General features: G+C 41.3%; 23 protein-coding genes and 1 other annotated feature. Of the genes, 1 reads left to right on the forward strand and 22 read right to left on the reverse strand.

The annotated features are described in order from the left end of the window. Positions 1 to 10: 10 nt before the first annotated feature. The 10 genes from smpB to ybeY all read right to left on the reverse strand — a co-directional run bounded on the left by smpB (position 11) and on the right by ybeY (position 7,772). Positions 11 to 478 carry an SsrA-binding protein SmpB gene (gene smpB / locus CYK18_RS03830; RefSeq protein ID WP_001051748.1) on the reverse strand — a complete coding sequence of 156 codons (468 nt, stop codon included), beginning with the start codon at positions 476 to 478 and terminating at the stop codon, positions 11 to 13. Next, on the reverse strand, positions 441 to 2,795 hold the full coding sequence (gene rnr / locus CYK18_RS03835) for a ribonuclease R (protein ID WP_101785175.1): 2,355 nt from the start codon (positions 2,793 to 2,795) through the stop codon (positions 441 to 443). The genes smpB and rnr overlap by 38 nt, the downstream gene beginning before the upstream one ends. A 101-nt stretch (positions 2,796 to 2,896) precedes the next feature. Next, on the reverse strand, positions 2,897 to 3,130 hold the full coding sequence (gene secG, locus CYK18_RS03840; RefSeq protein ID WP_000282517.1) for a preprotein translocase subunit SecG: 234 nt from the start codon (positions 3,128 to 3,130) through the stop codon (positions 2,897 to 2,899). A 39-nt stretch (positions 3,131 to 3,169) separates the two neighbouring features. After that, entirely contained in the window at positions 3,170 to 3,319 is a 150-nt protein-coding gene (gene rpmG / locus CYK18_RS03845; RefSeq protein ID WP_001809104.1) for a 50S ribosomal protein L33, read from the reverse strand. Next, the gene (locus tag CYK18_RS03850; RefSeq protein WP_101782203.1) at positions 3,319 to 4,518 is read right to left on the reverse strand and encodes a multidrug efflux MFS transporter PmrA; all 1,200 of its coding nucleotides are present in this window, start codon (positions 4,516 to 4,518) and stop codon (positions 3,319 to 3,321) included. Before CYK18_RS03850 ends, rpmG begins: the two co-directional genes overlap by 1 nt. Then, on the reverse strand, positions 4,505 to 5,110 hold the full coding sequence (gene coaE / locus CYK18_RS03855) for a dephospho-CoA kinase (RefSeq protein WP_101785177.1): 606 nt from the start codon (positions 5,108 to 5,110) through the stop codon (positions 4,505 to 4,507). Before coaE ends, CYK18_RS03850 begins: the two co-directional genes overlap by 14 nt. After that, entirely contained in the window at positions 5,110 to 5,934 is an 825-nt protein-coding gene (gene mutM, locus CYK18_RS03860) for a DNA-formamidopyrimidine glycosylase (RefSeq protein ID WP_101785179.1), read from the reverse strand. Before mutM ends, coaE begins: the two co-directional genes overlap by 1 nt. A 48-nt stretch (positions 5,935 to 5,982) precedes the next feature. Next, a complete protein-coding gene (gene era, locus CYK18_RS03865; protein ID WP_000143264.1) occupies positions 5,983 to 6,882 on the reverse strand; it encodes a GTPase Era in 900 nt (299 codons plus the stop codon). Between the two features lie 16 nt (positions 6,883 to 6,898). Beyond that, a complete protein-coding gene (locus CYK18_RS03870; protein ID WP_101785181.1) occupies positions 6,899 to 7,294 on the reverse strand; it encodes a diacylglycerol kinase family protein in 396 nt (131 codons plus the stop codon). Next, positions 7,275 to 7,772 (reverse strand): rRNA maturation RNase YbeY, encoded by a 498-nt coding sequence (gene ybeY, locus CYK18_RS03875; RefSeq protein ID WP_101785183.1) that lies wholly within the window; start codon positions 7,770 to 7,772, stop codon positions 7,275 to 7,277. The genes CYK18_RS03870 and ybeY overlap by 20 nt, the downstream gene beginning before the upstream one ends. A 104-nt stretch (positions 7,773 to 7,876) precedes the next feature. Here ybeY and pavA point away from each other — a divergent pair, with 104 nt between their 5' ends. Further along, positions 7,877 to 9,532 carry an Rqc2 family fibronectin-binding protein PavA gene (gene pavA / locus CYK18_RS03880; protein ID WP_101785185.1) on the forward strand — a complete coding sequence of 552 codons (1,656 nt, stop codon included), beginning with the start codon at positions 7,877 to 7,879 and terminating at the stop codon, positions 9,530 to 9,532. A gap of 179 nt (positions 9,533 to 9,711) precedes the next feature. On the opposite strand, the gene CYK18_RS03885 is transcribed toward pavA, so the two are convergent. From CYK18_RS03885 to CYK18_RS03950, 12 genes are all read right to left on the reverse strand, one after another. Further along, positions 9,712 to 10,698 carry a dihydroorotate dehydrogenase gene (locus CYK18_RS03885; protein ID WP_180948002.1) on the reverse strand — a complete coding sequence of 329 codons (987 nt, stop codon included), beginning with the start codon at positions 10,696 to 10,698 and terminating at the stop codon, positions 9,712 to 9,714. Beyond that, positions 10,661 to 11,461: a dihydroorotate dehydrogenase electron transfer subunit gene (locus CYK18_RS03890; protein ID WP_101785189.1), complete on the reverse strand. Its 801-nt coding sequence runs from the start codon at positions 11,459 to 11,461 to the stop codon at positions 10,661 to 10,663. The genes CYK18_RS03885 and CYK18_RS03890 overlap by 38 nt, the downstream gene beginning before the upstream one ends. A 248-nt stretch (positions 11,462 to 11,709) precedes the next feature. Further along, positions 11,710 to 12,090, reverse strand: coding sequence for a lactoylglutathione lyase (gene gloA / locus CYK18_RS03895; RefSeq protein ID WP_000157153.1), 381 nt, complete (start codon positions 12,088 to 12,090; stop codon positions 11,710 to 11,712). 58 nt (positions 12,091 to 12,148) lie between these two features. Beyond that, positions 12,149 to 12,508 (reverse strand): 50S ribosomal protein L20, encoded by a 360-nt coding sequence (gene rplT, locus CYK18_RS03900; protein WP_000124836.1) that lies wholly within the window; start codon positions 12,506 to 12,508, stop codon positions 12,149 to 12,151. Positions 12,509 to 12,559: 51 nt separating this feature from the next. After that, complete coding sequence (gene rpmI / locus CYK18_RS03905) at positions 12,560 to 12,760, reverse strand: 50S ribosomal protein L35 (RefSeq protein ID WP_001125943.1); 201 nt, start codon at positions 12,758 to 12,760, stop codon at positions 12,560 to 12,562. A 32-nt stretch (positions 12,761 to 12,792) separates the two neighbouring features. Continuing rightward, on the reverse strand, positions 12,793 to 13,323 hold the full coding sequence (gene infC / locus CYK18_RS03910) for a translation initiation factor IF-3 (protein WP_000848180.1): 531 nt from the start codon (positions 13,321 to 13,323) through the stop codon (positions 12,793 to 12,795). 15 nt (positions 13,324 to 13,338) lie between these two features. Continuing rightward, positions 13,339 to 13,470, reverse strand: a sequence feature (ribosomal protein L20 leader region). Positions 13,471 to 13,629: 159 nt separating this feature from the next. Then, positions 13,630 to 14,814 (reverse strand): PTS system mannose/fructose/sorbose family transporter subunit IID, encoded by a 1,185-nt coding sequence (locus tag CYK18_RS03915; RefSeq protein WP_101785191.1) that lies wholly within the window; start codon positions 14,812 to 14,814, stop codon positions 13,630 to 13,632. Positions 14,815 to 14,817: 3 nt separating this feature from the next. After that, positions 14,818 to 15,405: an ATP-binding cassette domain-containing protein gene (locus tag CYK18_RS03920; RefSeq protein WP_101785193.1), complete on the reverse strand. Its 588-nt coding sequence runs from the start codon at positions 15,403 to 15,405 to the stop codon at positions 14,818 to 14,820. A gap of 399 nt (positions 15,406 to 15,804) precedes the next feature. Next, positions 15,805 to 18,045 (reverse strand): DNA internalization-related competence protein ComEC/Rec2, encoded by a 2,241-nt coding sequence (locus CYK18_RS03930; protein WP_101785195.1) that lies wholly within the window; start codon positions 18,043 to 18,045, stop codon positions 15,805 to 15,807. Then, complete coding sequence (locus tag CYK18_RS03935) at positions 18,029 to 18,679, reverse strand: helix-hairpin-helix domain-containing protein (RefSeq protein ID WP_101785198.1); 651 nt, start codon at positions 18,677 to 18,679, stop codon at positions 18,029 to 18,031. The genes CYK18_RS03930 and CYK18_RS03935 overlap by 17 nt, the downstream gene beginning before the upstream one ends. Before the next feature lie 67 nt (positions 18,680 to 18,746). Further along, positions 18,747 to 19,316, reverse strand: coding sequence for a GNAT family N-acetyltransferase (locus tag CYK18_RS03940; RefSeq protein WP_101785200.1), 570 nt, complete (start codon positions 19,314 to 19,316; stop codon positions 18,747 to 18,749). 212 nt (positions 19,317 to 19,528) lie between these two features. After that, entirely contained in the window at positions 19,529 to 20,533 is a 1,005-nt protein-coding gene (locus CYK18_RS03950; RefSeq protein ID WP_101785202.1) for a PhoH family protein, read from the reverse strand. Positions 20,534 to 20,568: the final 35 nt, after the last annotated feature.

The raw sequence follows: 20,568 nt of genomic DNA on the forward strand, positions 1-20,568 counted from the left end.
TTTCCTCTTTTTATCGCTGATTAACAGCTTTCATCACGCGCGCAATATCGCGATTCTGCTCACGACGTTTGATTGACTCCCGTTTATCATAGTCATGCTTCCCTTTAGCTAGACCTAAAAGGAGTTTAGCGTAACCATCTTTGATATAGACTTTAAGGGGAATCAGTGTCATTCCTGTTCCTTTAGTCTCTTGTTCCAATTTTTGAATTTGTTTCTTATGGAGCAGGAGTTTGCGACGGCGTTCTGGTTCTTGATTCCAGATATTACCCTCTTCGTAAGGTGCGATATGAACGTTGCTCAACCAGACCTCCCCATTTTTTACTTGTGCAAAGCCATCCTTGAGATTGATTCGAGCTGCTCGTACACTCTTGATTTCAGTTCCTGTCAGGACCATCCCTGCCTCTAGCGTATCTACGATTGTATAGTCGTGACGCGCCTTTTTATTTTGTGCGACGACCTTTCCCTCGCCTTTTGCCATATTTGGCTCCTTTCTTAGCTACTTCCTTGTAAAAAGGTTTCTTGCCCTTTTTCTTCTTGTCTTTTTGTGAATGCTTGCGCTTATCATTTGAGCGTCCTGATTTTCTCTGGTCTTCCTTCTTATCTGAACGACGACTTGAACCACGTCCTCTGTCTTTGCGACTAGCTTGTTTCAAGCCTTTTTCAATCACATCAAACTCACTTGGGATATAAGAGAAATCAATTTCACCCGTCATCTTGTCGGCTCTTTCAACCCGAATACGAATCTGTTGACCTACACGGAAGGTTATTCCTGATTTCTCCCCACGAAGAGTCAAATCCCGCTCATTGAAATGATAAAATTCAGGTAGGTTAGTGATGTGAATCAAGCCTTCAACTGTGTTCGGCAATTCGATAAAGAGACCAAATTTAACGATGCTGGATACAACTGCGTCATACTCTTCGCCTACGTATTCTTCCATGTACTCAGCCTTTTTCATGGCTTCGACCTCACGTTCTGCCTCAATAGCACGACGCTCACGGTTGGAAGACTGGGTCGCAATCTCTGGAATCACTTGTTCAAAATGCTCGGCTATTTCCTTAGAACGGCCGTAATCCCGAATCATACGGTGAACAAGAAGGTCTGGATAACGACGAATCGGACTGGTAAAGTGAGTATAATAGTCAGCCGCTAGACCATAATGCCCGTGATTGTGCTCCGAATAGCGAGCCTGCTGCATAGAGCGAAGAAGCATCATGGACAATACATCCGCATAAGGTTCTCCCTCAACAGCACGCATGATGTCTTGGAGGGCCTCCTGGCTAATCTCGCTAGCAGTCCCATAAATGCGTAAGCCAAAGCTCGAAGCATAATCAATAAACTTCTGAACCTTTTCAGCCTTAGGCTCCTCGTGAATTCGATAGATAAAAGGCAAATCCAACTTGCTAAAGTGCTCAGCAACTGTTTCGTTGGCCATCAACATAAAGGACTCGATCATCCGCTCGGCAATTCCACGCTGACGAAGAACAATATCAACAGGCTTACCTTGTTTATCCACTAAAATTTTAGCTTCATTGGTATCAAAATTAAGGGCTCCACGTTTCACTCGCATGTTTTCTAGTGTTTCATGAAGCTTTGCCATGAGTTCGATACTAGGGACAATTTTCTTATATTCTTTTCTCTTCTCCTCGTCGCCAGCTAGGATATCATTGACATCACTATAGGTCATACGGAAGCTTGTCTTGATAACCGTTTGTGTGATAGTGTAGTTGACCACACGGCCATGTTTATCAATCTCCATAATGGCTGACTGAGTCAGGCGGTCAACTTGAGGATTAAGGGAGCAGATGCCATTTGACAGTCGTTCTGGAAGCATTGGAACCACACGGTCTGTCACATAAACAGAAGTCGCGCGGTTAAGGGCTTCCTTGTCAAGGGCAGAACCCTCAGTCACATAGTAGGAAACGTCTGCGATGTGAACTCCAAGCTCCAGATTTCCATTTTTCAGAGCCTTGATATGTACCGCATCGTCCAAGTCCTTGGCATCCGCACCGTCAATGGTAAAGGTAATCTCATCTCTCAAATCCAGACGACCTTCCATATCCTTTTGAGATGGAGCAGCCGGCACACTTTCTGCTTCCTTAACAACTGCATCTGGAAATTCTGAGACAATGTCCATAGACTCCAAAACTTCAAGGACATCAATCCCAACATCCGTTGAGTGCCCCACCACATCGAGGACACTAGCAACAAAGAAATCATGTTTCTTGCTTGGGTATTTATCGATAAAGACCTTGAGAACCTCTGTCCCTTCTAGTTTAAGGGCAGGTTTCTTAACATAAATCGGTTGGCTGATTTTCTGGTTTTTCGAACGGATGTAACCTGCATACTTAGGTTTTTCCTGATCCAGAACGATCTGTCCAACAACGGTTGTCAAACTGCGTTCTAGGATATCAATAATTTTGGCTTCTGCTGCTGTTCCTTTATTGCGGTCAGCAACTTTCTTAATCACGACCTCAACGGTATCACCATCAATAGCGTAGTTAACATCGTTCTTTCCTACAAAAAGGTCGTCCTCTTCTCCTTCCAGACTGACAAAACCAAAGCCATTTTTATGAGCATGAAAAATCCCCTTGAGAGTAATCTCATGTTTTTTCTTGACTTCCAAGGTCAGACTACCATCTTCCTCAAAGCGAATCTGGTGCTTTCTTTCCATTAGAGACAAGGTTTTAATCAACTCACGAAAATCTTTGGACCCGTCTTTTCCCAAAGCCTGAGCCAAGTCATTGACAGTCACCTTTCCCTTGTCTTGTAAATATTCTTTTATTCTATCTTTCATATTTTCTTTCTAGATTTTTTAATGTTCTTTTACTGCACAACCTTCTTAAACATCCTTTAAAAATAAAAAGAGGCAAAGACCTAGTCTTGCCCATTATTTTCTTATCTACTTGATAATACCGTCAATGCTAAGGCAATGGCTAGCCAGAAAAAGACTAAAATCCCTGTCAAACGCTGCATTACAGCTTCAAAACCGCGTGCTTTACTACGTTCAAACAAATCACCTGAGCTGGCATCAAATACATTGCTGGATTGGTTTTTAGTTGGTTGCATGAAAATCGCAATCACAATCACAACAGATAATACTAATAAAATGGTTAATAATAGGTTATACATATCAAACTCCTTAAAATCCTTATTATTTTACCATAAAATCTACTTAGATTCAAGATGTAGGGTTACTTTTCTTTCCTTGGGACAATACTTTAAAACCTCGATCTTGTCTGGATGGGTTTTTGAATTTTTACTAGTTAGGTAATTGATACTGCCACAAGAGGAGCATTTGAGATTAATTTTTACTCGCACTAGATTTCCTTTACTTTTAATAATGTTCGAAATTGAAGCAGATTAAAGAGACAACTAAAGGCAACACAAAGGCTTGTCGCATAAAAGACAGCATGGTAGCCAAATTGACCTGCTACTGCAGAACCTGCCATAGGACCAACGACACCTCCCAGATAAAAGAATACCTGATTGAAGGCAAAGACCCTCGAAATACCGGCTTTGGGAGTCATCTTGCTGAGAAGGGCATTAACCCCAGGTATCAGCGCACCGGTTCCCAGACCAAAGAGGAAACGATAGAGTCCTAGTTGAAGGGGGCTAGAAGCATTGGCACAGAGGAGATAGATGATAACTGAATAAAACTGGGCTACAACCAAGAGACGATGATTGCCCACCTTGTCACCTAACTTGCCCATGACTCCTGCACTCATCATGCTGGAAAAGCCCATACTGGATACAATCAAACCAGAAACAAAAAGAAGATTCTCTGTCTGCCCTAAGTCGCGTACATAAAGAGCCAAAATAGGGCCGATCGATTGGGCTGAAAATTGGATGACAAAACTTGTCAGAAAAAGATTAACCAAAAGATAGGGATATTTAACTGATGTAAACAATTCCTTTGTTGGAATGGCCTTTTCCTTGGCTACTGGTTTAAAATCTTCCTTGATAAAGCAAATAGTCAAAACAGCAGCTAAGAACAGAAAACTACCAACCAGTAAGAAAACCGTACGAATGCCAAATAATTCTGCGATAAAGCCCCCGATAAAAGGGCCAGTTAGAGTACCTGCAACTACACCTGTAGACAAAGTACCTAAGGCAGAGCCTGATTTCTCCTTGGGAACCTGACTGGCTATCAGGGCTGTTGCATTAGGAACAAAACCCGCAAATACACCATTCAGTAAGCGAAGAAAGATTAGCCAATAGATATTTGGGACAAAGGCCAAGCCTCCCATAGTAATGGTCATGGCAAGACCTGCACGAATCATCATGGGTTTTCGACCGTATTTGTCGGCAAGGATGCCCCAGATAGGAGAAAAGAGCGCCGCTGAAATAGCAGAGACAGAAATAGCTAAGCCTGCATAAAAAGCGACTTGCTCACTCCCAACACCTAGATTTTCCACAAAGATGGGCATAAAGGGCACAACCAAAGAAATACTGGCTCCTGTCAGAAAATTACCAAACCAGGCAATGCGCAGATTATCCTTCCAGTTAATCTCTGTCATCTTGCCTACCTCCCTCAAGAAGGATACGCACTTGAGTAAGAAGCTGGTCCTGATTTCCATTGTTGTTTAAAACATGGCTGGCCCAATCTTTCTTTTTCTCTAAAGGCCACTGGGCTGCCAGACGAGACTCAGCTTCATCTTTGGACAACTGATCCCTTTTCATTAAGCGTTCTACTTGGATATCTCGATCCACATAGACCAACCAAGTCTCATCAAACCAAGAGACGTAGTCCTGCTCAAAAAGTAGGGGAATATCCATGAAGAAAATCTCTTCTGTCTGAGCCAATTGGTCTCTTAATGTAGCTAGTTCCTCACGGATAATCTCTCCTTGAGTTATCCTAGACCATTCCCGTTCCTCAGGATTTGAAAAGATAAGACTAGCTAGGAGAGGGCGATTGAGTTCTCCGTTTTTTAGAATTATTTCTTGACCAAAGTGCTGGACTAGAGCCTCAAACAGACGACCACCAGGTCTCTGTAGTTGGTGGACAACCGCGTCGGCATCCACCACTTGAAAGCCTTGCTTTCTTAGAAAATTTGTCACGGTTGACTTACCAGAGGCAATTCCTCCTGTGATTCCAATGATTTTTCCCATCAGTCCCTCCTTTGACAGTTTGGACAAAAGTGGGTTCCTCGTCCGCCTAGTTGGATTTTCTCAATGATGGTACCACAGCGTACACATTCTTGACCAGCCTTATCATAGACCTGATGAAAATCCTGCATGGTTCCATCTTCCCCAAAGGCATTGGTATAGGTCCGAATGGTCGAGCCACCTTTTTCAACAGCCTGTCCCAAAACAGCAATGGTCTGGTCATGAATGGCAGTCGCTTCTGCTGATGTCAAAGTCTGGGAAGGTCTAGCCGGATGAACCTGAGCTCTCCAAAAAACCTCATCCACATAGATATTGCCAAGTCCAGCTACCAAAGTCTGGTCTAGGAGATGGGATTTGATAGGCTTTTTGGACTTGGCAAGGGCGGCTTGAAAGACCTGTAAATCAAAGTCTTGTTCGCTTGGTTCAGGACCTAATTTTTTAGAAATAAAGTAGGCGTCTAAAAGGTCAGGAGCCAAGAGTTCCATAGTACCAAACTTGCGAACATCCTCATAAACAAGCGTGCCACCATCCGCAAACTGAAAGAAAACATGGGCATGCTTGCGTTCAGGAACCTGATACGGATAATAAAAATACTTGCCTTCCATGCGCAAATGGGAAATCAAGACCTTGTCTGTCAGGTAGAAAAGTAAATATTTACCACGACGTCCCATTGACTCAACAACTTGACCAGGCACTTCCTTTCGAAACTCGTCCAAATCTGTCTTAATCATCTTGGGATAGCGAATTTCTATACTCGAAATCTTCTTACCCAAAATCAATTTTTCTAAGCCACGACGAACGGTTTCAACCTCAGGTAATTCAGGCATAAATCCTCCTTCTGTAAAAACAAGAAGCAGGCATGTGCCCACCTCTACTTAGTATTCTTTTTCATTATAGCCAAAGTCAGCCAAATCTAGCTTTTTATCGCGCCAGTTTTTCTTGACCTTGACCCAGGTTTCTAGAAAGACCTTGTCTCCTAGCATGAGTTCAATATCACGACGAGCCATGCTACCGATTTTCTTAAGCATAGCGCCACCTTTACCGATGATAATCCCTTTTTGGCTATCGCGCTCGACCATGATGGTTGCACGGATATGAACCTTGTCTGTCTCTTCATCTCGTTTCATAGAATCCACTACTACTGCAACAGAATGCGGAATTTCTTCACGAGTTAGGTGCAGAACTTTCTCGCGAACCATTTCTGAAACCAAGAATCGTTCTGGATGGTCTGTGATTTGATCAGACGGGAAATACTGGAATCCTTCGTCCAGATTTTCACTCAAAATATCCACTAGACGAGACACGTTATTGCCTTGAAGGGCTGAGATTGGAACAATTTCCTTAAAGTCCATCTGATTACGAAAATCATCAATCTGAGACAAAAGCTGGTCTGGATGAACCTTATCAATCTTGTTCACCACCAAAATCACAGGAACCTTGGCAGCCTTGAGACGCTCGATAATCATATCGTCTCCCTTACCACGCGCTTCATCAGCTGGTACCATGAAAAGAACGGTGTCCACTTCACGAAGGGTACTGTAGGCAGACTCAACCATGAAATCTCCGAGAGCTGTTTTAGGTTTGTGAATCCCTGGGGTATCGATAAAGACAATCTGCTCCTTATCAGTCGTGTAAATTCCCATGATTTTGTTGCGCGTTGTCTGCGCCTTGTCACTCATGATGGCAATTTTTTGCCCCATGACGTGGTTTAAAAAGGTTGACTTCCCAACATTGGGACGTCCTAAAATGGCTACAAAGCCTGATTTAAAAGTCATAATTTCCTCTTACTGTTTAAAATATTAAATCCCAGATTCGTGGGAGAAAAATCAATGCGCCTGTTAAGGCTGCGAAAAGAGAGACCACTAATACCGCGCCAGCCGCCATATCCTTGGCATTTTTAGCCAGCATAGAAAAGTGATAGTGACTGGCCAAATCTACCACATTTTCAATAGCAGAGTTGATAATTTCAAAGGCTACTACCAAGAAAATGCTCAATAGGAGAAAGAGCCATTCGATTCGTGACACCTGAAAAACAAAACCTGCAAGGATGACCACTAGAGCCGTCTCTGCATGTTTTCGCATATTGCGTTCTTCCTTGATAGCAGTAAAAATTCCTGTAAGAGCAAATTCTAAACTGGATATCAGGTCACGATTTTTCCATTTTCGTTTATTGTCTTGTGAGTCCATAGGCTGTCAAAATTTCTTCTTGTAAACCGAACATCTCCGCTTCTTCTTCTGGAGTGTAGTGATCATAGCCGTTGATATGTAAAAAGCCGTGTACTGCCAAGAAGCCCATCTCACGCTCAAAGCTGTGGCCGTATTCCTCGGCCTGCTCATGAGCCTTATCGATAGAGATGAACAGTTCCCCAATATAGGCATCAAACTCAGACATCATCTCTGCCAATTCCGGATTTTCAAGCAAATCTTCCTCGTCAAAGGCAATTTCCAACTCTGGCTTGTATTCAAGGCTGATAACATCTGTCGGACGGTCTGTGTCACGGTACTCCAGATTGAGTTCATGACTACGCTCATTGGTCACAAAAGTGACTGCCATCTCCTTGTCTTCTTTTCCTAATTTTTGGGCTGCAAATTCCAAAATTTCTTGGGTTTGTTTCAACATTTCTTTTGAAACTTGACCAGTTTCATCTACCATTTCAATATACATGTGCTTCTCGTTTCTCTTTACTTGGCTTTATTATACCACATTTCCATGATTTTATTCTACCTTTTTGATATAATACTATGGAATACAATCACAAGGAGAGAACGATGTCATTTGACGGATTTTTTTTACACCACATAGTTGAGGAATTGCGAAGCGAATTAGTGAATGGTCGCATCCAGAAAATCAATCAGCCTTTTGAACAAGAGTTGGTCTTGCAAATCCGCAGCAATCGCCAAAGCCATCGCCTGCTCCTTTCTGCCCATCCAGTTTTTGGACGCATTCAGCTGACCCAAACGACTTTTGAAAATCCAGCCCAACCTTCTACCTTTATAATGGTTTTGAGAAAGTATTTGCAGGGGGCCCTGATTGAGTCGATTGAGCAAGTGGAAAATGACCGTATTGTGGAAATTACAGTTTCCAATAAAAACGAGATTGGAGACCATATCCAGGCTACCTTGATTATCGAAATTATGGGGAAACACAGTAATATTCTACTGGTCGATAAAAGCAGTCATAAAATCCTCGAAGTTATCAAACACGTCGGCTTTTCACAAAATAGCTACCGCACCTTACTTCCAGGATCGACCTATATCGCTCCGCCAAGTACGGTATCTCTCAATCCTTTTACTATCAAGGACGAAAAGCTCTTTGAAATCCTACAAACACAGGAAACAACAGCTAAAAACCTTCAAAACCTCTTTCAAGGTCTGGGACGCGATACGGCAAATGAATTGGAAAGCATTCTGATTACTGATAAACTATCTACTTTCCGTAACTTTTTCAATCAAGAAACCAAGCCATGCTTGACTGAGACTTCCTTCAGTCCAGTTCCTTTTGCAAATCAGGTGGGAGAGCCTTTTGCCAGTCTTTCTGATTTGTTGGACACCTACTATAAGGATAAGGCTGAACGCGACCGCGTCAAACAGCAAGCCAGTGAACTCATTCGCCGTGTTGAAAATGAACTTCAGAAAAACCGCCACAAACTCAAAAAACAGGAAAAAGAGTTACTGGCGACAGACAATGCTGAAGAATTCCGTCAAAAAGGGGAATTGCTGACAACCTTCCTCCACCAAGTGCCTAACGACCAAAACCAGGTTATCCTAGATAACTACTACACCAACCTACCTATCACGATTGCGCTTGATAAGGCCTTGACTCCCAACCAGAATGCCCAACGCTATTTTAAACGGTACCAGAAACTCAAAGAAGCTGTCAAATACTTGACTGATCTGATTGAAGAAACCAAGGCAACTATTCTCTATTTGGAAAGTGTAGAAACCGTCCTCAACCAAGCTGGACTAGAAGAAATCGCTGAAATCCGTGAAGAATTGATTCAAACTGGTTTTATCCGCAGAAGACAACGGGAGAAAATCCAGAAGCGCAAAAAGCCAGAACAATATCTGGCAAGCGATGGCAAAACCATCATCTATGTCGGACGCAATAACCTGCAAAATGAGGAATTGACCTTTAAAATGGCCCGCAAGGAGGAACTTTGGTTCCATGCCAAGGACATTCCTGGAAGTCATGTTGTCATCTCAGGCAATCTTGACCCATCTGATGAAGTCAAGACAGACGCAGCAGAATTGGCCGCCTACTTCTCTCAAGGTCGCTTGTCAAATCTGGTTCAGGTAGATATGATTGAAATCAAGAAACTCAACAAACCAACTGGTGGAAAACCAGGCTTTGTCACTTACACAGGACAAAAGACTCTCCGCGTCACACCAGATCCAGAAAAAATCGCATCCATGAAAAAATCCTGATTTTACTTGAAATCAGGATTTTTAGCTTGTTTACTTACTAATCATAAAAAATTTATAGTTGATTGAAATAGAATGTGAACAAATCAATTAAGGAATTCAAATCAAATTTCTAACAAGCGTTTAGAAGTCGTGTTGTCCTATTCCAACTTCAAAATATTATAGAACAGATTGATTGCAGTTTACCTCAGAGACTCTTTTACTTCTTTGCGTAGATCTTCTAGACTGCTGATGCCGTATTTGTCCATGACTTTTGGTAAATTTTCTATGATATCAGGACAGGCATAAGGATTGGTAAAGTTGGCTGTTCCAACTCCGATGGCAGATGCTCCAGCCAGATACATTTCTAGGGCAACTTCTGCCGAATCCACTCCCCCCATTCCAATGATAGGCAGGTCTGTTGTTTGGGCGACTTGGCGGATGAGTTTGAGGGCTACTGGAAAGACTGCTGGACCAGACATTCCACCTGTTCCATTGGCCAAAATTGGTTTTCTGGTTTTGAGGTCAAAGCGCATTCCAACTAGAGTATTGATCATGGTTAATCCACTTGCTCCCGCATCTTCTGCAGCTTTTGCGACAGTAACGATATCGGTCACACTAGGAGTTAATTTGACATAAACTGGCACATCAGAGGCTTCCACAGCTGCTTTCACCACATCATAAGCTAAATCTGGATCTTGACCAATCAAGAGTCCATGATTACAGTGATCTACGTTGGGACAAGAAATATTGAGCTCAATAGCCTTCACATTAGCTGCCTTGGAAATACCGCTAGAAACAGCTGCATACTCTTGTTTTGAAAAACCTGCCACATTAGCAATAATAGGAAGATTTGGATATTCTCTTTCCAGCCAAGGTAGTTTTTCAGCTAAGACAGCTTCCAAACCAGGATTTTGCAAACCAATTGCATTGAGCATGCCAGCAGGTGTTTCTGCCACCCTAGGAGTTGGATTCCCAAAACGTGGTTCAAGTGTTGTCGCCTTGATCATAATAGAACCTAAAAGGTCTAAATCATAGTACTTGGCATACTCTTGACCAAAACCAAAACAGCCTGATGCTGGAATAATCGGATTTTTCAAATCCAAGCCTGGTAGAGAAACTTGTAAACGATTTGTAGTCATGATTTTCTCCTTATAATACAACTGTTCCTGTGCGGAAAACAGGCCCATCTTCACAGACGCGTTGGCTGACCGTCTCGCTTTCTGGTACTTTTAGGACACAAGCGTAGCAAGCCCCCATCCCACAAGCCATACGAGATTCCAGAGACAGATAGGCTCTTGGGTGGTCATAAAAGGTTTGATTGATATACTTCATCATTCCAGGTGCCCCACATGAGTAAACAGCATCAAACTGACTGTCTAAATCCTTGATAACAACGGAAACATTTCCCTTAATACCATAAGAACCATCATCTGTCGTTACAAAGACCTGCCCATATTGAGCTAATTCCGTCTCCAAAATAACAGCACCCTTATTAGCAAAACCGAGGACTGTCACTACTTTCACACCACGCGCATGCAATTCCTTGGCTACTTCAAGCAAGGGCGGAACACCAATCCCCCCTCCAACAAGAAGAACCTGACTCTGCTCATCTAGGTCAGACAAGTCAAAACCATTTCCCTGAGGCCCCATCACATCAAGAGTATCTCCCTGACTTAAGGTTGAGAAAATAGCTGTCCCAGCTCCCTCAATCCGATAAATGAGATGACACTGCTTGTTTACCTTATCAATAGACGAAATTGAAATAGGGCGACGCAAAAGATGGGCATCATCAGGCACACGCAGATGAAGAAATTGGCCTGCTCGCATGGCTTCAACCATTTCCCCCTCTAGGACTAATTCAAAGATTGCTGGCGCGATTTCCTCCTGTGCTACCACCTTCATGGTTTCCAAACGAATTGCACCCAAACGTTTCTTACATGTGGGATTCATGACTTTTCCTCCTTAAATTTTAAGGGGACCAGATAAAGAAAAGACCTTGCTAGTGCAAGGCCTCAGTTAAAATCGTACAACAGAAGAGAGCACACTCAAAAAGTCTCCTCTAGAAAATTGTACTATTCTTTTATCTGACACCTTGTGAGTCTCTCTGGACTCCCCTTAAAGGTTAAATTTTTATTAGTATACTCTTTCAACCAAAAAAAGTCAAGTAGAAAACGAACATTCTACTTGACTTCACGAAATTATTTTTCACGAATGACTTCGACCTTGTAGCCATCAGGGTCTTTGACAAAGTAATAGTTAGGTGCAGTTCCTGGTAGACCATTTGGCTCAGTAACTTCATAACCTTTGGCACTATGCTCTTGATGAAGCGCCTCAAGATCAGGTGTACTGAGGGCGATATGGGCAAATCCATCTCCAACCACATAAGGACCATGATCGTAGTTATAAGTCAACTCCAACTCATAGTCGTCACCCTCAAGTCCTAGATAGACAATCGTGAAGGCATGGTCTGGAAAATCTCTGCGACGCAATTCTTTAAATCCAAAAGCATCTTGATAAAATGCGATTGATTTTTCAAGATTTTCTACTCGCAAGCAAGTGTGTAGCATTTTTGAAGCCATATTTTTCTCCTTTATTTTTAAAAAGACTGGGACAATCTTGTTCCAGTCTTATCAGTTATTATTTACCAAGTTTTGCTTTAGCTGCATCTGCAAGAGCTGTGAAAGCTACTGCATCGTTAACAGCCAAGTCAGCAAGCATTTTACGGTTAACTTCGATCTCAGCCAATTTCAAACCATGCATCAATTGTGAGTATGAAAGTCCGTTCATACGAGCTGCCGCGTTGATACGAGTGATCCACAATTTGCGGAAGTCACGTTTTTTCTGACGACGGTCACGGTATGCATAGTAGTAAGAGTTCATTACTTGTTCTTTTGCAGTACGGAACAAGATGTGTTTAGCTCCATAGTAACCTTTTGCTAATTTAAGAATACGTTTACGACGTTTGCGTGATACAACGCCACCTTTAACACGTGCCATGTTTTATTTCCTCCAAATATTTCCTAGAATTGTTTACTTACAGTCAAGCTATTATTTCAAGCGAGTAAGCATTGCTTTGATACGTTTGTAATCTCCTGAATGCACCATAGATGCTTTACGAAGATGACGACGTTGTTTCTTAGTTTTTCCGTGGAAACGGTGAGAAGTGTAAGCACGGAAACGTTTAAGTCCACCAGAACCTGTACGTTTGAAACGTTTAGCTGATGCGCGGTGTGTTTTTTGTTTTGGCATGATTTTTTCTCCTTTATTTAACTTTCTGACAATTATTTTTTGTCAGTCGCTGGCGCCAATTGCATGAACATTTGACGTCCATCCATTTTAGCACGTTGTTCGATGATGGCAATATCTTGAGTTGCTTCAGCAAACTCGGCTAAAACTTTTGCACCAATCTCTTTATGGGTAATCATACGACCCTTAAAGCGAATAGATACCTTAACTTTATTTCCTTTTTCAAGGAATTTGCGTGCATTGCGAAGTTTTGTATCAAAGTCACCCTTGTCAATAGTTGGACTTAGACGAACTTCTTTCACAGTAACAACACTTTGTTTTTTACGTTGTTCTTTTTGCTTCTTCTGGTACTCAAATTTGAACTTACCGTAGTCCATAATTTTTGCAACAGGCGGTTTGGCTTGGGGTTGAATCAATACTAGGTCAACATTGGCGTTATCAGCCAAAGCTTGCGCTTCACTGAGTGGCTTGATGCCTAGCTGTTCTCCTTCAAGACCAATCAAGCGAACTTCACGTACACGAATCTCATCATTGATGAATAAGTCTTGCTTTGCTATGGTTTTCACCTCTTTTGTTTTATTAGAGAAAAACAATAGCGGACTCGTAAATATACAAGCCCGCACGTTATGATAGCGTTTCTTAGAAACTTTTCATCCGTAGGGCCAGGCAACTTGATGTCACAAGGCGAGAAGCTCTCACTTCTGCTTTTCTCAACTTTTATATGATACCAAGTTTTCGAGCCCTTGTCAAGATAAAAACTTATTTTTTTAAAAGTTTCTGTTTGTATTTTGGCTTGGTTTTCGAATCAAAAAGAGAGAATCAAGTTGATTCCCTCTCTATGTTAGTTTTTACTTATTTTCCCTATAGGAAAGCTAGGATCTATTAAAAAATTCTTTTTTCTGTGAACTTCCCCATCTTTCGATAAATAGAATCCCCACTAACAAAAGGATAATCAGGCAAGGAAGTAAGACCATCCCCATGCTCCAATTCAGATTGACATTATCAATCTGCTTAGGTAATCTTCCAGACAAAATATCCACTGAACGCAAGTAAGTAAAGGGAATCAGATGTGCAATCCTTTGAAGAGGCTGAATTGTTTGGATGCCAAACAATAAGCCAACAATTCCAATGAGTGAAAGAAAGAGGACAGGCATTTTTTGCTTGAAAAAGTAAGCAATCAAGTACACTACTTCCACAATGACGATAAAGGCTAAGAAAGCTAATAACAAGCCAGGAAATAACATATCTTGTATCTTTCCAATAGTTACCTCTTGATTCACTAAGCTATAAATCGGGTAGGGATAATCTAACTGTCCAAAACCACTTATCAGACTTCCCACTAGAAAAGAAAATCCGCTGATTCCGATAAACAGCACAGTTACATATCCCACTCCAACTCCAAGAGAAGATATTGCAAATGTCACTTTTGAAAAAGGATATAACTGAGCTGTGTCCAGATGATTTTGATATCTTTCTACAAATAGTTGCGTTAGCATAAAAATAATAGTAACTACAAACAAGCTTGGGATGATAACCTCTAAAATCCAAACAATCTGATCAATCCCGTGGGTCGGATAATATAAATTGTGCGCTTTTATGTTCAAGGGATATAGAGTTTGGTAAGTCTTTCGTTCGCGGTCAACCGCCATTTTTAAGTCAGAGCTAGAAGTCGGTTCCTTTGATAAAATTTCATAACTCTTTTCTACAGCTTGCCACTGCAAATAGTAGGCTTCTTTCCAGCGTCCTTCTTTTAACAAAGCCAGAATTTCTTTCTTTTGAGTCAAAAGATTTTTTTGCGATTCTAAATTAATTTTAGCAATCTGGTATTCCTCCAAGTTGGTATCAGAAATTTGGGAAAGTTCCTCTTCATATACATTGATGACTCTCTCATCTTTTACAAGACGGGTTTCCAACTCGCTCTCCAAGCTGACGGAGTTTGCAGTCTGACTATTAAAATAAAAGGTAACACCGAGTCCAGATACAAATAAAGCTAAGATAATCCAGTTTAAGCGACTTTTGAAAACTTTTTTTAATAAAAATAGACTAACATCTTTCATAAACTAAACCTTTTCTATCTGCCCCTGACGAATAGTTACGATGCTATCGCAAATCTCCACTAACTCCTCTTTGTAGTGAGAACTTAAAAGAACCAGCTGTTCTTGTCTATCGATTTGTGCTAGCCTATCAAAAAACTTCTGTCGATAATACTCGTCTAAGCCATTTGTAATCTCATCCATAAGCCAGCATTTCGCCTGACTGAGGAAATACATGGCAATCACCAATCGTTGCTTCATGCCTAAGGAATACTTGCGAATGGGAAGGCTGATATAGTCAGACATTTCCCAGTAATCAATTTCATCCCCCAAGTTTAGATCTGACTTCCAGATATTTTTTATAAGGCGAAGATAGTCCATCCCACTTAAGTTTCCATCCAGCCATTCAACGCTTTCATAATAAAATAAAGAAGGAGGGACTGCGATATTTCCACTACTTATAGGAATTAAATTGCTAATGGCGCGGAACAGTGTCGTCTTTCCAGAACCATTGATAGCAAGAATACCATAAATACTACCCTTTTCAAATGTAAAATCAACATCTTGTAAGATGACTTGTCGCGTTTTTAAGGTCACATGAGTAAGCTGCAACATACCTAGCCCTCCTTTTTATCACTCTTTAAGGATTAATAGCCTCCGCTGTAGTAGTTTATTACCTCATAACGATTGTAATTCAAACCAGAACCAACTTTATACTCAGAATAGCTATAATAACGAGATCATAACAGAACATTAATATAGATATATCTGTGGTAATTCATACTAGTCCTATAGTAGGTATTTCAAGCATACCGATAAGTTTTAAGGACGCTCACAGCAGATACACTGGACTGAAAAAGACCAATAGATCATAAACTAACTAATTAAACGGTTTTTACTAATTTTTAATAGTTTTATATCATTGACATTGAATACGCTTTCATTATATCGTTTTTATCATTATTATGCAACAGATTTTTAGTTTATTTTACTAATATATAATATTTGTCCTTCCTAACGAACACTTTCGATTTTCCAATTTTTCCAACCTTTAAATCGTATAGCTCCTTGCTGGTCAGTTCGGTAAACTTTGCTATTGATAGTTTCCAGTCGTGTCAAGGTTTCCTGATGGGGGAGTTTCGTTCGATTGTTCTTTCCAACTGAGATGAGAGTCATCTCTGGTTTGAGCTGTTCTAAAAAGGATGAACTTGATGATTTTTTAGAGCCATGTTGCCCAGCTTTCAAAACATCCACTTCTAGGTCAGGATACTGCTTCAGCAATTCCTTCTCTCCTTTCTCCTCCAAATTTCCTGTGAAGAGAAAGTACTTATCCAAAAGTTTTCCATACAGAAGCAGGGAATCTTCATGACCTCCATCTCCCATTTTCCTTGGAGATAAGACTTCTAACTCACTTCCAAAAATTGGCAAATTCTCTCCTACTGTCACACTGCGAACCTTGGTTTGAGTCGCCTGCAGTTCTACCACAAATTCCTTCTGTTTCAGACTGCCTTTTGATACTAAAATCTCCCCTACATGGAAAGCCTTGGCCACTTCCAGCAAATCTCCAACATGTTCCTTGTCCGTATTGGTCAAAATCAGCTGGTCAATCTTGGCTACTCCTCGACTTTTGAGATAGGGAATCAAGGTTCGCTGGGCATTGCTAGTTGTCGCCTTTTCTTGCCATTTTTCTATTTTCTTACTAGACTCTGCCTTACCGCCTACATCTATGAGAATGGTTTTACCAGTTACATCCCTTAGGAAAATACTTTCCCCTTGCCCCACATCCAGCATGGTAATTTCATTTTCCAGTGGATACTTGGTCAGGAAAAAGAGACCCACAATAAGTAAGCTAAAGCCAGCTACTCTTTTGATATTTTTCCTCAAATCATAGATCAAAGCCAAGGAAATTAACAATAAGATTAAAAGCCATGCATTGGGTTGTCCAAAGACCAGAGGTCTACTTGCCACCTGTGATACCAAGCGAATCATTCCCTCCAACCATTCAAAGATAAAGTTCAGCTGAATGACTGGATAGAGAAAGGAAAGGGCAAATAAGACAGACAAGAGCGGTAAGAAGACCAAGTCAAAAAGAAAGGAAAAGGCAAAGGTTAAAAGGATGGACCAAGGTTGAAATTCCGCAAAATAGAAGGATAGAATGGGTAATATTCCCAAAGAAATAACCAGACTTTCTCTGGCAATAGCCTTGAGCCCCTCCCCTTCTTTGCTGGTCATGGTCAAGATAAAAGCGTAAGCACAAGACAAAACACCTCCCGCCGTCAGGAAAAAGTTGGGCATGATAATAAAGAGGACAAGAACCGTCAAGGCAAAATTATCCAAGCCCTTAACACCATGTTGAGCCAGTAATTTTTGCAAGAGACTGCGAATGACCGAAGCTGAAAATCCTGTCATACCAGCATAGAGAAGGGAAAAGGGATAGGTCAGCCATTTCAACTTTTCTTGGGTCAAGCCTGATCGCAAGAATAGTTTCTTAAATCCATCCATGAAAAAACCTACCTGCATGCCCGACAAGGCAAAGAGGTGGATAATTCCTAGACTAGAATAAAGTTCATTCATCTCCTCAAAGTCAGTGTCCAGATGCCCTAGCAAAAGCCCTGTCATGTAATTGCGCATAGGGTCTGGGAAATGTGTCTTAATCCAAACCACAGCCTTTCGACGTAAGCTGGACAGGTTTTCACCTATATCCCAACTGCTAACCTTTTGAAGTGACTGGATTTTTTTGATATTGAGAGTCTGGTAAATTCCCTGAGTCTTCAGATAGGCTTGGTAGTCAAAGCCACCAAAATTTCTCTGCCCTTCTGGCTCCGAAAGCTTTCCTTCTAATTCCAAGTCATGAAGATCTGTTAAAGCTTGAAAGGCTTCTTTCTCCTCCTCGGACTGGAGTTTATAATAGACTTGAAAAATGCGTCCATCAGACTTGCCACGAAAGGATAGACTGTCACCATTGACCTTAATAGTGTCGGGCAAAATCCGTACCCTTTCAACAGAATCCGCTAGGTTTTGACTAGCTTGACTCTGTTGCCAATTTTGAAACAGAAACCAGAAGCCAAAGATTCCGCAAATTATTAGAACTTTACTAGCAGATTTCCAAGCAAATTGGAAAAAAAGACAGATTAGCAGAAAAACGAAACCCAACAAAGCAAGATAGGATGCTGAGAAAATAGCGTAGTAAAGCCAAAGCAATAGAAAACTCAGGTAAATTAGGGGAATAGGGAGGTTCTTAATCCACTGTAACATAGTCTTTTAGCTTTTCTATCGTTTTAGCACCAATGCCAGAGACCTTCTTAAGTTCATCAACCGACTTGAATTTGCCATTCGTCTCACGATGATCGATAATGTCCTGAGCTCGTTTGCCACCTAATCCTTTGACCTGTTTAAGCTCTTCCAGACTGGCCTTGTTGAGATTGACCTTCTTTTCCTTGCTTGTTGAAGAAGCCACTCCAGAACCTGCCTGCTGACTAGCTGATTCTTCTCCCTTAGTTGGAACGTAAACCAGAGCTTCATCACTAACTTTCTGAGCTAGATTGAGCGACTTGCTGTCCGCTTGCTCTGTCAAGCCACCCGCCTTTTGAACGGCATCATTGACCCGACTACCTACAGGCAAATCGTAAATTCCTGGTGATTTGACAGCGCCCTTCACATCTACTGTGATTAGATCTTGTTCAACCGGTTCTTCCTTCTCTTCCTTGTTCACTTCCTTTTCGGATACCGAATCCTTGGAAACAGCTGCAACTTCTGCCTGCAAATTCGTTTCCTTGACAGGTGTTTCTGGAGTTGGCTTTAGCAGGAAAAATCCTCCTACAAGTAAGCCCAGACCAGTACAGATGACAATGATTTTATACTCTTTGATTTTTTCGATAATTACTTCCATATTTTCTCCTCTCTTAGATTATTCGTAAGAGAAAGAAAAAAACAGTTGAAAATTTCTTCTCAACTGCTTATTTATTTGCAAAATAGTCTTCCTTGGTCAAGACATAATGAACTCTTGTCACGATTCGGCCTTCTTCATGCTGGTCCATACAAGCATAAGGTTCTTCGTGGGAAAAACGCATGCCTGATTTCTTCATGACCTTTCCTGACGCAGGATTATCCTTATCGTGAAGAGCAACTAACTTGTTCATTCCGATTCTCTCAAAAACTAGCTTAATTACGGCACGATTGGCTTCTGTCGTCAATCCTTGATTCCAATACTTTTTATTGATAATGTAGCCAATAGCTGCCTTCTTAAGAGCAGGATCAATCTTGTGCAAATCAATGGTTCCGATAAATTTGCTATTGCTTTTTAGTTCTATTCCCCAGCGTCCCAAGGGATTAGCCAAGTAGAACTGGGCAATATTATTTTTGGTTTCTTCCAAGCTTTGATTGGTTAGAAAAGTGTAACGTGTATTATCCTTATCCGAGGCATACTCAAACATTTCTTCCGCATCATCCAAAGTTACAGGTCTAAGCAATAAACGCTCAGTCTCGACTATGGGATACTGAGCTAGTTTTAAAAAGATTGATTCCATACGTTTCTTCCACTTGAAACCTTTCTAATCTAATACAAGGATATTGAATAAAACATTTAAAAAGCAAACTTATAGTAGATTAAAATAAGATATGAATAAATCGATTAGGAAAGTCAAATTAATTTCTAGAAATATTTTAGCAGTCACGACGTACTATTCTAGCTTCAATCTACTATAGAGTTAGTATTGAGATAACTTTAGGTACAAAAGAACTATCCTTCAGAAAGAGGTTGAGGATCTAATTCTTCACTCTCTTCATTCTTGACAGGTGCTGGTTCATAAGCTCGAATAATCTGAGCGACAACTGGATGGCGAACCACATCCTTAGCTGAAAAATGAACAAAGTCAATCTGATGGATGTTCTTGAGTTTCTCTTGAGCATCAATCAAACCGGACTTGACATTACGTGGCAGGTCAATCTGACTGATATCTCCATTGACAATCATCTTAGAATGAAAACCTAAACGCGTCAAAAACATCTTCATCTGCATGATGGTCGTATTTTGAGCCTCATCGAGAATGACAAAAGCATCATCCAAGGTTCGTCCACGCATGTAGGCAAGGGGCGCAATCTCGATAATTTCACGCTCCATGAGACGAGTTGTTTGGTCTTTACCCAGAATCTGATACAAGGCATCGTAAACAGGTCGAAGGTAAGGATCTACCTTCTCCTTGAGATCACCCGGAAGAAAACCTAGACTCTCTCCTGCTTCCACCGCTGGACGTGTCAAGATAATCCGCTTGACCTGCCCACGTTTAAGGGCAGTCACTGCCAAGGTCACTGCAAGGAAGGTCTTCCCTGTACCTGCTGGCCCAATTCCAAAGGTCACATCGTGCTGTTTAACACTGTCCACATAAAGTTTTTGACCCAGTGTTTTGACACGGATAGGCTTCCCTGTATTATCCTTGATGATTTCTTCTTCATAAAGGGCGACAAACTTGTCGATTTCATCGTTTTTGACCATGCTAATCGCAGTCACCACATCTGGCGTACCAACGGTCATCCCACGGTTCACCAAGACCATGAGAGCTTGAATAACCTGACGGGCTTCCTCACAGGCAGTCTCTTCTCCCAAAACTTGGACAATCTCCGTACGGGCATGGATCACCACATCAAGTTCTTCTTCCATTAGACGAAGATGGCGTTCATTGGAACCAAAAAGATGAAACAGGTCATCTGGATGACTCAGTTGAATGTCTATTGAATGTTCCTTCAAATAAAGAACCTCTCTAATCCTTTTATTTCTTTTTA

Origin of the sequence: Streptococcus mitis (genome assembly GCF_002860865.1) — a bacterium.
GTDB lineage: Bacteria > Bacillota > Bacilli > Lactobacillales > Streptococcaceae > Streptococcus > Streptococcus mitis_AT.

Coding starts and splice junctions, on each gene's coding strand:
- smpB (WP_001051748.1), bottom strand. CDS start 478: ATGGCAAAAGGCGAGGGAAAGGTCGTCGCACAAAATAAAAAGGCGCGT.
- rnr (WP_101785175.1), bottom strand. CDS start 2,795: ATGAAAGATAGAATAAAAGAATATTTACAAGACAAGGGAAAGGTGACT.
- secG (WP_000282517.1), bottom strand. CDS start 3,130: ATGTATAACCTATTATTAACCATTTTATTAGTATTATCTGTTGTGATT.
- CYK18_RS03850 (WP_101782203.1), bottom strand. CDS start 4,518: ATGACAGAGATTAACTGGAAGGATAATCTGCGCATTGCCTGGTTTGGT.
- coaE (WP_101785177.1), bottom strand. CDS start 5,110: ATGGGAAAAATCATTGGAATCACAGGAGGAATTGCCTCTGGTAAGTCA.
- mutM (WP_101785179.1), bottom strand. CDS start 5,934: ATGCCTGAATTACCTGAGGTTGAAACCGTTCGTCGTGGCTTAGAAAAA.
- era (WP_000143264.1), bottom strand. CDS start 6,882: ATGACTTTTAAATCAGGCTTTGTAGCCATTTTAGGACGTCCCAATGTT.
- CYK18_RS03870 (WP_101785181.1), bottom strand. CDS start 7,294: ATGGACTCACAAGACAATAAACGAAAATGGAAAAATCGTGACCTGATA.
- ybeY (WP_101785183.1), bottom strand. CDS start 7,772: ATGTATATTGAAATGGTAGATGAAACTGGTCAAGTTTCAAAAGAAATG.
- pavA (WP_101785185.1), top strand. CDS start 7,877: ATGTCATTTGACGGATTTTTTTTACACCACATAGTTGAGGAATTGCGA.
- CYK18_RS03885 (WP_180948002.1), bottom strand. CDS start 10,698: ATGGGCCTGTTTTCCGCACAGGAACAGTTGTATTATAAGGAGAAAATC.
- CYK18_RS03890 (WP_101785189.1), bottom strand. CDS start 11,461: ATGAATCCCACATGTAAGAAACGTTTGGGTGCAATTCGTTTGGAAACC.
- gloA (WP_000157153.1), bottom strand. CDS start 12,090: ATGGCTTCAAAAATGCTACACACTTGCTTGCGAGTAGAAAATCTTGAA.
- rplT (WP_000124836.1), bottom strand. CDS start 12,508: ATGGCACGTGTTAAAGGTGGCGTTGTATCACGCAAACGTCGTAAACGT.
- rpmI (WP_001125943.1), bottom strand. CDS start 12,760: ATGCCAAAACAAAAAACACACCGCGCATCAGCTAAACGTTTCAAACGT.
- CYK18_RS03915 (WP_101785191.1), bottom strand. CDS start 14,814: ATGAAAGATGTTAGTCTATTTTTATTAAAAAAAGTTTTCAAAAGTCGC.
- CYK18_RS03920 (WP_101785193.1), bottom strand. CDS start 15,405: ATGTTGCAGCTTACTCATGTGACCTTAAAAACGCGACAAGTCATCTTA.
- CYK18_RS03930 (WP_101785195.1), bottom strand. CDS start 18,045: ATGTTACAGTGGATTAAGAACCTCCCTATTCCCCTAATTTACCTGAGT.
- CYK18_RS03935 (WP_101785198.1), bottom strand. CDS start 18,679: ATGGAAGTAATTATCGAAAAAATCAAAGAGTATAAAATCATTGTCATC.
- CYK18_RS03940 (WP_101785200.1), bottom strand. CDS start 19,316: ATGGAATCAATCTTTTTAAAACTAGCTCAGTATCCCATAGTCGAGACT.